The sequence below is a fragment of the Bradyrhizobium sp. CCBAU 21365 genome (genome assembly GCF_015291305.1).
Lineage (GTDB): Bacteria > Pseudomonadota > Alphaproteobacteria > Rhizobiales > Xanthobacteraceae > Bradyrhizobium > Bradyrhizobium elkanii.
In genome coordinates this window covers 7,292,994-7,305,332 of the sequence record NZ_CP030036.1, presented here as the reverse complement: position 1 = coordinate 7,305,332, position 12,339 = coordinate 7,292,994, and the positions used below count along the sequence as shown (strand labels likewise).

Sequence of the window (12,339 nt, the reverse complement as noted above, 5' to 3'; positions counted from 1 at the left end):
GCCCGGTGACCTGCGGCAAAGCCAGCGGGCCAGGCCGCTCGAATTTTATATCGCAATTTCAATGATATAAGAGTTCGCAGTTTTGTTCTCAGTGGCGCGCCATTGAGCCCTCATCCGCAAACCAGGAACTGACCCGCTTCGGCACCCAAAAGCGGCGATTTCGAGCACGTGCCTACGGCTCTCGATTCAGATTGCGCGGTGCCGTGGGCCGCGATCACCGGCATGAGCGATTGCGCAGGTCGTTCGGAACGGGCTCGCGCGCGAGCGTGCCCTGGTCGTTCACCCCGTGCGAACCGAGCGGCGCGGACGCGATAGCTAGACTCCGCCGCAAATCCGCTGCTATACTTTCAGTTGCTCGACCGGCGTAAGGCACGCGCCGACATTTCGTTCGATTGTCATATCGCGAAAAGGAGCTCGACGATGGCGATTACGCTGACGGTCTTGGCGAGCCTGCTGCAACTGCACGGGCCGGGTGCGACAATCGAAAGCGATCATCAGGGTATCGACGCATTGCTGAGTGGTGTGCGCGAGCAGAGCCTTCGGGAACAGAGCGCTCAGGAACAGAGCCCTCAAGAACAGAGCTTTCAGGATCAGAGCTCTCAGGACGTCTTGCAGCTGGGGGTGGTTTCCGAACAGCCTGAGGCAACTCAGGTTTATTTCAGACGCGGGGCCTTTGCCAGAGGGCCCTATGCGGGCGGCTTTCGCAGAGGCGGCGGCTACTATCCGGGCGCCGGCGCATTTCGCAGGGCCGGCGGATATTATCCCGGAGCAGGCGCGTTCCGACGAGGCGGCTTCGTCAGGGGCTACTAGAGCATGATCCGGAAAAGTGGAAACCGGTTTTCCCTCGCGACAAACGCGGGACGCGTTTGCGCGGAGATCATGCTCAAGCAAACAAATGAGATCATGATGCGATTCCGTGCAAACGCATCATGATCTAGCCCGATCGCAGCTTGCCGGTATCCGCATGTCGGTTGACGCTTCAAATTCCGTCGCGTTCCAGGAGCAGCCGATCACGCAGTTGCTGGTCAAGGTAGCGGCGAGGTGCAACATCGATTGCTCCTATTGCTACTGGTTTCGCGATGCGGCGGTCTATGACAAGCCCAAGCTGATGAGTGCGGAGGTGCTGCAGCAGCTGTTGCTGCGCCTCGAGCAACACGTCGCCAGATACTCCCTCGTCGACTTTCCCGTGATCCTGCACGGCGGTGAGCCGCTGCTTTGGGGCGTCGACAATTTTCACCGTTTTGCCGAGGCCTGCGAGGGCGTTACATCCCGGACCGGCTGCGAGATCCCCATCGCGGTGACCACCAATGGCGTCCTGATCGACGATGAATGGCTCGACTGCTTCGAGGCCCGCAATATTTCGGTGGCGATAAGCATCGATGGGCCGGCACATATTCACGACGCTCACCGCAGGACGTTTCAAGGCACCGGCACCCATGCCGCTGTGGAACGTGCCGCCCGCATGCTGGTCTCGCGCGACATCGGCGTGATCGCCCTCGCGGTCTGCAACCCGGCCTACGCGCCGCAGGAGTATGCGGATTTTTTCGCGGCGTGCGGCATCTCCAACTACGACATCATGATTCCCGACGCGACGGTGGACGAGAAGCCGTCGTCCATTGCCCCGTTCTATAACGGTCTTTTCGACCTGTGGCTGGAAGCCAATCGCACGACGCCGACATCGAATGTTCGCATCATTTCCGACATGGTCGCGGCCCTGATCGGCAACAACGCGCCGACCGAAGGCGTGGGCCACAAGCCGGTCGAGCTTTGCACGGTCATGACCGACGGCACGGTGGAGGCCCACGACGTGCTGCGAATTGCGGGTGACGGTTTCACCAACACGAGGTTCAACATCTTCGATCACGCGATCGACGACGTCAGGACCGAGCCGCGCTGGAAGGCCGCACGCGATGCGTCAGTCAATCTTTGCGAGAAATGCCGGCAGTGCAAGTTCATGAACGCCTGCGGCGGAGGCTATCTTCCGCACCGCTTCTCCAGGAAGAACGGTTTCGACAATCCGTCGGTTTATTGCGACGATCTCTATTCGATGTTCGAGAACATGCAATCCGTGCTGGAACGTCATCTCTACGTCCGCAAGCAGGACGGGGAACGGATCGGCGTGCGCAACGCGGCGGCGGGCGGTTAAGCAATTCTAGTCAATCGCTAGCTCCGCTTTTCATCCGTCGATGACGCGACACGCGCGGTATCTGTCCATTGCGCGCAAAGCCCGGCCGCCTCAGGACCACCGTCGAAACACCAGGCTGGCGTTGACGCCGCCAAATCCAAAACCGTTCGAGATCGCGTGCTCGATGGCCATCGGCCGCGCAACGTTCGCGACGAGGTCAATGCCCTGTGCTGCGGAATCGGCGTGCTCCAGATTGAGCGTCGGCGGCGCGACCTGGTCGCGCAGCGCCAGGATGGTGAAGATCGCCTCGATGCCGCCGGCGGCGCCGAGCAGATGCCCTGTCGCCGATTTGGTCGCGCTGACCGCAATTCCTCCCGCGCGCCCGAACACGCGCTTGATCGCCTCCAGCTCGGAGAGATCGCCGACCGGCGTCGATGTCGAATGCGCGTTGAGATGCTGGATCTCGCCGGGCCGCAAGCCGGCCTGCTGCAGCGCCGCCTCCATCGCACGCCGGGCGCCGTCGCCGTCTTCGGGACCTGCGGTGATGTGATAGGCGTCCGCCGTCGTGCCGTAGCCGATGAGCTCGGCGATCGGTTCCGCGCCGCGCCGAAGCGCGTGTTCGAGCTCCTCGATGACGAGCACGCCCGCGCCTTCGCCCATCACGAAGCCGTCCCGGTCGCGGTCGAACGGCCGCGACGCGCGGGCCGGCGTGTCGTTGAACGACGTCGAAAGCGCCCGCGCCGCCGCAAAGCCGCCGAGGCTCACGGGATCGATGCAGGCCTCCGCGCCGCCGCAGATCGCAACGTCGGCCTCGCCCGACCTGATCAGGCGCGCGCCGTCGCCGATCGCCTGAACGCTCGCGGCGCAGGCGGTCACCGGCGCGCCGATCGGCCCCTTGTAGCCGAAGCGGATCGTGATGTGTCCGGCCGCGAGATTTGCCAGGAAGGAGGGAATGGTGAACGGCGACAGCCGGCGCAGGCCGCTCTTTTCCGCCGTGCGCACGGCCTCCGCGATCGCCGGAAACCCGCCGATCCCGGATGCGATCACGGTGGCGGTGCGTTCCTGCGCAAGTGCCTCGGCCGGCATCCAGCCGGCCTGCGCCACGGCCTCGCTTGCTGCCAGCAGCGCGAACAGGATGAAGCGGTCCATCTTCTTCTGGTCCTTGCGCGGCGCTGCGGAATCCGGATCGAACCCGCCCTCGGCATCCCCGGCCTTGTCAGGCACCATGCCGGCGACGCGCCCCGGCAGCGCCGCCGCCCACTCCGGCAATGCCGTAAGCCCGGAACGCCCCGCCAGCAGCCTCGACCACACCAGTTCGGTGCCACAGCCCAGCGGAGACACCGTCCCGAGGCCCGTCACAACAATTCGACGCATGGTGCTCCTGTCGCGCCCCTGGTGCGAACCGGCATGGCCAGGATTCGAAACCGCCCGGGCGTCGGGTTCGCGTTTATATGATGATTGTCATCTATTGTCTCGACCGGCCGGACGTCAAGGTATTGACTTCGCTCTCAACGCTCCGGTCGACGGAATCACCTAAACTGATTACTATCGACAATTGGCATTTCCAGATCCGGAAGCGCCTTGCTCCAGCTATCCTCTGCAAACTGCACAAAGCGTCGAACCACATCTGAATCTCGAACTACATATACATTCTCTATATTCTTGAGAAGCGCTCCGTCCTTCAGGTTGGGAGAGCCGCCGAATCCGCCCTCCCGGATGAGATCAAAGTCAATCCCGCTTGGGCGTGGATTAAGTCCTTCATACCATTCGCGCAGTTCGTCCAAAGGGGAGGTTTCCTGACCTGGATCTTCAGGCCAATCGACGCCCTGATCTCCGTCTTCTGCAGCCAGATTCAAGTTGAGATCGCGCAGCGTACTATTCACATCTGCTGCCTCGATCCTTTCGCGCTCTTCCGTCGGAAGAATTGAGATGTCCCGATCTATGCGCCGCTTCATAGTTACGCAAAAGGTTGAACTGATTGACGTCGGGATTCCCATTGCTGTCGACCATTCCAATTTGGGTCAGCAGTGCATCGAGATTCGCCGGGTTGGGGCCAAGAGTCACGGTGAATTTGCCATGAGCCCCTGCAGAGTACTGCAGTCTTGTGCCGTTGGGGTTGGGCACAACCGTTGCTTTGCCGTTAGTATAGGTGATTACGTCCTCAGCGAGGAAGGCGTTTCGATCACCATCGATGTGAATGGCTATCCGAATTTCTGCGTCGACGGTGAACTCGGTACTTCCACCTGCAATGCGGACCTTGATAGAACCGGAAGGAATTTCAGCGGTAACGGCAAGACCCGAATAGGGAAACGGCATGTTTTTTAGGAAAGACCCCTGGGCAACCTTCTGGATCTCAAAGTCGACTGCGTGCTGGAGGAATTCGAAGCTAACGCCAAAGCCAAACTTCATATCACATAGCGCTCTAGTTTCTTGGTGAATGTCCGCAAGTGTCGGCATAGATGCTCTCCATCAGCGGTTGCGCTACCCTGAGTGGAATACTCCCCTAGGTGCAGAGTCAACCCGCAGTTGTCCGGAGTGCCAAACTGCCGCATTACAACTTCCGTCGCGATTTACTGCTTAGTTTGGGGCGACTTAGACCACTGACACATTTGCTTGAGCCCTAGGCGGCGTGAAACCGCGGCTTGCGAGGCCCATAAACTTGGTCGAGCATGAGGCTAAGTTGGTAGGATTCACAGCGCAGCGAAGCCGCTTACGGTTGTATTTGTTGGCCTCTTTCGATTGTCCGCCGCTGCGATCCATCCCAATCGCGCCTTCGGTTCAAGTAGTCACTTTATCTCTTCCAGTAGCTCCGCACCTCCCCCAACAACGCCCGAATCTGCCGTCGCTCCTCGATCGCATCCCTGCTGAACAGGCCGTGCTTGCGCGCGTTCCGGTTTGCTCATGGCGCGCCGGATCCCCTTGCGCCGCCATGCGGCAGCGCGTCTTGCCGTGCACCGCCGGCGCGCGGCAAGATCCGCCGCAGCGGGTCCTGGCGCCACAGCGCGGGCTCGCCAGCATCGGGCCGGCTATTCTGATGTGATAGCTCGTGCCTGCGCGTCTTGCCTGGCATCGGCGGCATCACGCGCTCGCCTGACGCCCGCAGCCTTCGGCGCCGCGCCGCGGATGCCGGCTCTTGGTCCGACACGACCAAGTTCGCATGCTGGATGACGGTGCCGACGATGGCGTTGCCGCCGCCCGCCACCTTCACGTTCTGCACGGTGATAAGCCCGACAGGCCGGCAATTGGCAAGGGAGGGTTACTTCCTCAGTCGGACGCAGAGCCCACAGGGTTGGCGCCGGCAGCTTACAGGGCTAGCCCGGATGGACGGTCCGTAGATCTACCATGACCCGGAATTCCAGCTGCCCGGCGCCGGAGCGGGCGCTAGGTTGATGGTGCGGGGGCGGCGCCTTGAGGTCAGGAGGCCGCAATGGAGCGTCTGTACTTGGGCATCACCGTCACCAGCACTTACGCGCTGGTCACCTTTGCGCTGATGCTGGCTTTCGTGCACTGACCGCCGGGAATCCGGATCCTTGCCCGCGGGGCCGCGAGGGGTGCGTTGTCGTCTTCGCGGAACGCGGCAATGTCGGCAACCGGCAACCTTTTACTGCGTCAGCGGGTTTAATATTCATGCCGAGGCCTGTAGCGATAACCCTGATGAGTTTGGCGGTTGCAACGCTCACGGCGTTCGGCATCGCCGCAGCCCTCATGATCCATTAGCAGGAATGGGCCAGCGGGATTTCACGCCGGGCGGCGGCCTGTCTCCAGATCATGCCTTTGCCCCGAAGCCGATCGCGCCTGCCTGATCCGCTCGCGCGTATGCGCGCGGCCATTTTGCGAAACGCAGTCACTTCATCCCTTCCAGCAGCTTCCGCACCTCCCTCAACAACGCCCGGATCTGCCTTCGCTCGGCGATCGCATCCCCCGTGAACCGGCCGTGCTTGCGCGCATTCCGGTTCGCCCGTCGCGCGCCGGATCCCTTGGCGCCGCCGTGCATGCGGCAACGCGTCTTGCCGCGCACCGCCGGCGCGCGGCAAGAACCGCCGCGGCGGGTCCTGGCGCCGCAGCGCGGGCTCGCCAGCATCGGGCCGGGCGTTTGGATCTGGCCGCTCATGCCTGTGCGTCCCGCCCGGCATCGGCGGAATTCCGCCGTCGGCTCGAACCCGCAGCCTTCGGCGCAGTCCGTGCCGCGGATGCCGGGTTGTTGTCGGACACGATCACGCTCGCATGCTGCGTGACGTTGCCGACGATCGCGTTGCCGCCGTCCTCGACCTTGACGTTCTGCACGGTGATGGCGGGCTCGCCTTGGCTGCGGTGGCGGGTCAGCGCCTCGATCTGGGCGGGGAAGGTGCGAGCGAGCCGGCCCAATGCGCGCGCGGCGCTGTCGTGCTGGGCGAGGTCCTTGGCATGCGCGAGGTGATGGGCGCATCGCATCGCCATCACATGAACCGACACCATCTGCGCCACCAGCATGGCCTCGACGGAATCCCGCGGGCAAAGGCTCCTCACCATCGAGATCATGAAGGCGAGGTTGACCTCGCAGGGCTTGCCGCCGCTCACGCTGGCCTTGACCAATTGCCGCAGGATGCCGTCCATCGCGGCGCGATCGGCAACGCCCAGTGCGTTCGCCATCAGCTGTGCGCCGAGTTCGGGATCAGGATGGTCGATGCAGAAGCCGTGCGGCGAGAACTTGATCCGCGGCGGTGCGGCAGCCTGGGTCGGGCCGGGTGCGGCGGCCATCGTCGGCACGGTGATGTCGGGTGCAGGTGTCATGTCGATGGTTCCTGGAACGCGCGCGGCAAGCGCGCAGGCGATCGCTCGCTGCGCCAGCCGGTGCGATGTCGATTGTGGGGAGGGGTTTCGGTCGCACGTGCATCCGTCGCGCCCGCTGTTGCGGGCGAGGGGGGCTTGCACGATTTCGGAATATTGGAAATGTATCCCTGATTTGCCCGACGCGTCAAGTGGCTCTGTCGGGCGCCGCGCAGCCGCCCGCTCCTTTGCATGGGGTTGTTTTCGATATTTTGGCGGCGCCGCCCCAGTGGCGAGTTCCGCCGCCGTCGCCCGCAGTCATGCCGGCAAGGCACGGTGCGATCCGTGTTAGCGGGTACCGTGCGCCGATTGGATCATTATACTGGCCGGAACGTTGCGAAGGCGTGGCGAGGCGCCGGCCTGGGATGAAGGAGCATCGATGAGCGAGACCATTGGCCACCCCGATCCCGGCCTCGATCTGTCCGACGGGTTCAAGCCGCACACCTCGCATTGGGGCGTGTTCTCGGCGCGGCTCGGCAGGGCGGGTCTCGAAGTCAGGCCCTATGCCGCTGATCCCGATCCGAACCGCATCATCAACAATTTTCCCGGCGCGTTGCGCCACCAGGCGCGCATCGCGCAGCCTGCGATCCGCCGCGGCTGGCTCGAGCGCGGGCCCGGTCCCGATGACCGTCGCGGCCGCGACGACTTCGTTTCGGTGAGCTGGGAGCAGGCGCTCGATCTGCTCGGCGGCGAGCTGACGCGGATCCGCGACACGATCGGCCCCGGCGCGGTGTTCGGCGGCTCCTACGGCTGGTCCAGCGCGGGCCGCTTCCACCACGCGCAGAGCCAGGTGCATCGCTTCCTCAACATCGCCATGGGCGGCTATGTCCGCTCGGTGAACACCTATTCCTCGGGCGCGTCCTCGGTGCTGCTGCCGCAGATTTTGACCGGCTACGAGGATATCACCAAGCGCAACGTCACCTGGGAGCAGATCGCGGCCGAAACCGACATCGTGCTGGCATTCGGCGGCATGGCGCTGAAGAACTCGATGGTGGCGGGCGGCTCGATCAGCAAGCATGTCGAGCGCGGCGCGATGGAAGCCGCGCACCGGCGCGGCTGTGAGTTCATCCTGGTCAGTCCATTGCGCGACGATCTTCCCGTCGAGGCCGGCGCCGAATGGATCACGGCCACGCCCGGCACCGACACCGCGCTGATGCTCGGCATCGTCCACACGCTGGTCAGCGAAGGCCTGCACGATCAGGCCTTCCTCGATCGCTACACCGAGGGCTGGCCGGTGTTTTTGCGCTATCTGACCGGCGAGAGCGACGGTGTGTCCAAGAGCGCCGAATGGGCCGCGGCGATCTGCGGCATCGATGCCGGCACCATCAGGGCGCTCGCGCGCCGGCTCGCCGGGCGGCGCGCGCTGATCACCGTGTCGCACTCGCTGCAGCGCGCCGAGCATGGCGAGCAGCCGGTGTGGATGGGCATGGTGCTGGCGGCGGCGCTCGGCCAGATCGGCCTGCCCGGCGGCGGCTACGCCTATTCGCTCGGCGCGATCGGCTATTACGGCCGCCGCGTCAATGCGGTGCCCGGACCGACGCTCGGGCAGGGCCGCAACGGCGTCGCCGACTTCATTCCGGTGGCGCGCATCGCCGACATGCTGCTCAGTCCCGGCACCAGCTATCGCTACAATGGCGAGACGCGGACCTATCCGGATATCCGTCTCGTCTACTGGGCCGGCGGCAATCCGTTCCACCATCACCAGGACCTCAACCGCCTGCGCAAGGCGTTTGCGCGGCTCGACACGCTGGTGGTGCATGAGCTGGCCTGGACCGCCACCGCGCGTCACGCCGACATCGTGCTGCCTTCCACCATGACGCTGGAGCGCGAGGACATCGGCTATTCCAGCAACGATCCCTTGATGGTCGCGATGCACCGGATCGCCGAGCCGTTCGACCTTGCGCGCGATGACTACGAGATCTTCGCCGACCTCGCCGAGCGGCTAGGGGCCCGCGAGCCGTTCACCGAGGGGCGCACGTCGCGAGAGTGGCTGGAACATCTCTTCGAGCCGACCCGCAAGGCGCTCGCCGCGCGCGGGCTCGAAGCGCCGAGCTTCGAGGAGTTCTGGGCGCGCGGCAGCCTCGTGGTGCCGCAGCATCTCGACGACGGCGGCTCGCTGCGTCGTTTTCGCGAGGACCCCCTCGCGCGGCCGCTGCCGACGCCGAGCGGGCGCATCGAGATCTTTTCGCAGAAGATCGCAGGTCACGGCGATGCGGACTGTCCGGGCCATCCGGTCTGGCTCGAGAAGACCGACACGCCGACATCAGGCGCGCCGTGCTTCCTCGTCGCCAACCAGCCGGTGACGCGGCTGCACAGCCAGCTCGACTTCGGCGGCCATTCGCTTGACGCCAAGCATCGCGGCCGCGAGGTCGCGCGCATGAATTCGCGCGATGCAGCCGCGCGCGGCATCGCCGACGGCGACATCATCCGCATCTTCAACGCGCGCGGCGCCTGCCTTGCCGCGGTGCATGTCACCGACGGCATCGCGCCCGGCGTGGTGCAGCTGCCGACCGGCGCCTGGTACGACCCGATGGACCCCGAGGAGGAGGCGCCGCTCTGCGTGCACGGCAATCCGAACGTCCTGACGCGCGACATCGGCACGTCATCCTTCGCGCAGGGCTGCACTGGCCAGCTCACCAGCGTCGAGGTCGAGCGGTTCAACGGCAATCTGCCGCCGATCCGGGCGTTCGATCCGGCGTAATCTCGCGCGGAGATCACGAACAAATCATCGCTGGGCGCTGGATGGCGTTCAGCCGTTCGGCTACGGCATCACGAGATCGACCCTGATTTTCGGACCTGTCCAGATGCACCTGAAAACCCTGTTTCACCTTGCCGTCGCTGCGACCGTCGCGCTCGGATCGTCCAGCGCGTTGGCGCAATCGGCCGCCGAGCCGGCCTATGGACCGGAACTGCAGGGTTTCGACTATCCCTATCCGGTCGAGCATTATCGCTTCAGCTCGCAGGGGCAGGAGCTCGACATGGCCTATCTCGACGTCAAGCCGGCGACGCCGAACGGGCAGACCGCGGTGCTGCTGCACGGCAAGAATTTCTGTGCCGCGACCTGGGACGGCACCATCAAGGCGCTCAGCGGCGCCGGCTATCGCGTGATCGCGATGGACCAGATCGGCTTCTGCAAATCGAGTAAGCCGGAACGCTATCAGTTCACCTTCCAGCAGCTCGCCGGCAACAGCCGCGCGCTGCTCGCCTCGCTCGGAATCGCGCATTCGATCATGGTCGGCCACTCGACCGGCGGCATGCTCGCGATGCGCTATGCCCTGATGTATCCGGAGGCCACCGACCAGCTGGTGCTGGTCGATCCGATCGGCCTGGAGGACTGGAAGGCCAAGGGCGTGCCGTGGCTCAGCCTCGATGGCTGGATGCAGCGCGAGACGCGCGTCACCGCGGACAGCATCCGCGCCTATGAGCGTGCCACCTATTACGCCGACACCTGGGAAGCGTCCTACGAGACGTGGGTGCAGATGCTGGCCGGCATGTATCGCGGTCCGGGCCGCGCCGCTGTGGCGTCGAGCTCGGCGCGGCTCTATGACATGATCGCGACCCAGCCGGTGTTCTACGAATTCGAGCAGATCAAGCCGCCGACCTTGCTGTTCGTCGGCGACAAGGACACCACCGCGATCGGCAAGGACACCGCGCCGCCGGAGATCCGCAAGACGCTCGGCAATTATCCGGTGCTGGGCAAGGAGGCCGTGAAGCGGATCCCGCATGCGCAGCTGATCGAATTCCCCGACCTCGGCCATTCGCCGCAGATCCAGGCGCCGGCGCGCTTCCACGAGGCGCTGCTCGGCTGGCTGCAGCATCCGGCGACCGGCGCGACGCTGGTCAAGTAGGGACGGTGAAACGAGCGAGCGACATCATGACGACAGCCGAACTGGTCAGCGTGTTCACGGTCGATGGGCAGGGCGGCAATCCCTGTCCGATCGTCGTCGATGCAAGCGGCATGAGCGCGTCCGAGATGCAGGACGTCGCCCGCCGCCATGGCCACGAGTCCGGCTTCGTGCTGCCGGCGCAGAGCGACGATTTCGACGCGACGTTCCGTTTCTTCGTGCCGAACCACGAAATGGAAATGTGCGGCCACGCGACCATCGGCGCGCTCTGGCTGCTTGCGCGCCAGGGGAGATTGCCGGGCGACACGGTCCGGATCTCGACGCGCAGTGGTCCGGTCACCGGCTTCATCAGCCGTGATCGTGGTGGCGAGCCGCGTGTCGAGATCACCCAGCCGGTCGGGAAGACCGTTCCGCTCACCACGGGGCAGCGCGACGATGTCCTGCGGGCGCTCGCGGTCGGGCCGGAAGCGAACGATGCGGCAACACCGTGCAATGCCGTCACATCGCGGATCAAGACGCTCGTTCCGATGCGCTCGCCCGAAGCGCTGAATGCGCTCGATCCCGCCATAGGGGACGTCGAGGCGGTCTGCGGCCGGATCGGATCGACCGGGCTCTATCCATTCGCCGTGATCGACCGAAAGGCTCGCCTGTTCGAGGCGCGGCAATTCCCGCGCTCCTCCGGCTATCGGGAGGATGCCGCAACCGGCATTGCGGCCGCGGCGCTGGCGTTCGGTCTGCTCGACTACGGTTGGGTCGCTCCTGATGACGACGAGATCCGAATCCTGCAGGGCAGGGCGATGAGGCGCCTGTCCGAGATCCGGGTCCGCATCGGCTTCGCTGGCGGCCGTCCCGTCGGCTGCCTGCTTGGCGGCAATGTTGCGCTGATGGCCGCGTCGTCGCTCTGAGCAGCCGCCAGCGCAAGGCGAGCCGGCTTCGTAAACAGGATCCAGGTCTAATCAGCGGCGCGCCTGGCCCGCTCCTGCGCCTTGGCGTGCACCGGTGATGATTTCCGCGCACCGGGGCCCGGATGGACGTGGACCGCCTTCGCGCTCAACGGCTCGCCGCATTCCGAACAGACCATGACGGGATCGAACATCTTCTTGCAGGTCTTGTGTTCGTGCAGCATCGGCCGGCCGCGCGAATCGACCATGTGGACGTTGCCCCAGTGCACGATCGACATGATGATCGGATAGAGGTCGAGCCCCTTCTGCGTCAGGATGTATTCGTAGCGCTTCGGCGCCTCCTGATACGGGATCTTGCGCAGCACGCCGAACCGCACCAGCTTCTTCAGCCGGTCGGCGAGCAGATGCCGGGTGATCCCGAGCGACGCCTGGAAGTCATCGAACCTGCGGATGCGCAGGAAACATTCGCGCAGGACCAGCAGGCTCCAGCGGTCGCCGATGACAGCCACCGTGCGGGCCACCGAGCACGGCTCCTCCTCGAGGGCATCCCATTTCATCAGCATCTCCTGCGGTCGGCGACGACATTGCTGCTTAAATTCTAAAACAGAACTAATGTCATTTCAATAGGATGCCTCGATGGCAGCCGTGACATGGCGATTAG

Annotated in this window: 12 protein-coding genes; 5 read left to right on the top strand and 7 right to left on the bottom strand. The window is 64.5% G+C overall.

The genetic code is table 11. The features are described 5' to 3' along the window. Nucleotides 1-420: 420 nt before the first annotated feature. Nucleotides 421-810 (top strand): hypothetical protein, encoded by a 390-nt coding sequence (locus XI02_RS34310; RefSeq protein ID WP_172647176.1) that lies wholly within the window; start codon nt 421-423, stop codon nt 808-810. Nucleotides 811-964: 154 nt separating this feature from the next. Then, on the top strand, nt 965-2,146 hold the full coding sequence (locus XI02_RS34305) for a radical SAM protein (RefSeq protein WP_172647177.1): 1,182 nt from the start codon (nt 965-967) through the stop codon (nt 2,144-2,146). 90 nt (nt 2,147-2,236) lie between these two features. Here the strand turns inward: XI02_RS34305 and fabF are convergent, their stop codons facing one another. From fabF to XI02_RS34275, 6 genes are all read right to left on the bottom strand, one after another. Next, entirely contained in the window at nt 2,237-3,499 is a 1,263-nt protein-coding gene (fabF, locus tag XI02_RS34300; RefSeq protein WP_172647178.1) for a beta-ketoacyl-ACP synthase II, read from the bottom strand. Nucleotides 3,500-3,654: 155 nt separating this feature from the next. After that, complete coding sequence (locus tag XI02_RS34295; protein WP_172647179.1) at nt 3,655-4,008, bottom strand: hypothetical protein; 354 nt, start codon at nt 4,006-4,008, stop codon at nt 3,655-3,657. Beyond that, nucleotides 4,001-4,582, bottom strand: a complete 582-nt coding sequence (locus XI02_RS34290) for a hypothetical protein (protein ID WP_172647180.1) — start codon at nt 4,580-4,582, stop codon at nt 4,001-4,003. The genes XI02_RS34295 and XI02_RS34290 overlap by 8 nt, the downstream gene beginning before the upstream one ends. A gap of 442 nt (nt 4,583-5,024) precedes the next feature. Next, nucleotides 5,025-5,342 carry a hypothetical protein gene (locus XI02_RS45570; RefSeq protein WP_244981044.1) on the bottom strand — a complete coding sequence of 106 codons (318 nt, stop codon included), beginning with the start codon at nt 5,340-5,342 and terminating at the stop codon, nt 5,025-5,027. Between the two features lie 627 nt (nt 5,343-5,969). Beyond that, a complete protein-coding gene (locus XI02_RS34280) occupies nt 5,970-6,236 on the bottom strand; it encodes an HGGxSTG domain-containing protein (RefSeq protein ID WP_194483253.1) in 267 nt (88 codons plus the stop codon). Further along, complete coding sequence (locus XI02_RS34275) at nt 6,233-6,895, bottom strand: hypothetical protein (protein WP_172647181.1); 663 nt, start codon at nt 6,893-6,895, stop codon at nt 6,233-6,235. Before XI02_RS34275 ends, XI02_RS34280 begins: the two co-directional genes overlap by 4 nt. Nucleotides 6,896-7,310: 415 nt before the next feature. On the opposite strand from XI02_RS34275, the gene XI02_RS34270 reads away from it, so the two are divergent. The 3 genes from XI02_RS34270 to XI02_RS34260 all read left to right on the top strand — a co-directional run bounded on the left by XI02_RS34270 (nt 7,311) and on the right by XI02_RS34260 (nt 11,681). After that, nucleotides 7,311-9,632, top strand: a complete 2,322-nt coding sequence (locus XI02_RS34270) for a molybdopterin guanine dinucleotide-containing S/N-oxide reductase (RefSeq protein ID WP_172647182.1) — start codon at nt 7,311-7,313, stop codon at nt 9,630-9,632. Between the two features lie 103 nt (nt 9,633-9,735). Then, entirely contained in the window at nt 9,736-10,779 is a 1,044-nt protein-coding gene (locus XI02_RS34265) for an alpha/beta fold hydrolase (RefSeq protein ID WP_172647183.1), read from the top strand. A gap of 26 nt (nt 10,780-10,805) precedes the next feature. After that, nucleotides 10,806-11,681 (top strand): PhzF family phenazine biosynthesis protein, encoded by an 876-nt coding sequence (locus XI02_RS34260; protein WP_172647184.1) that lies wholly within the window; start codon nt 10,806-10,808, stop codon nt 11,679-11,681. A gap of 47 nt (nt 11,682-11,728) precedes the next feature. Here XI02_RS34260 and XI02_RS34255 read toward each other — a convergent pair whose 3' ends face one another. Next, nucleotides 11,729-12,235: a helix-turn-helix domain-containing protein gene (locus tag XI02_RS34255; RefSeq protein ID WP_026193238.1), complete on the bottom strand. Its 507-nt coding sequence runs from the start codon at nt 12,233-12,235 to the stop codon at nt 11,729-11,731. Nucleotides 12,236-12,339 lie beyond the last annotated feature (104 nt).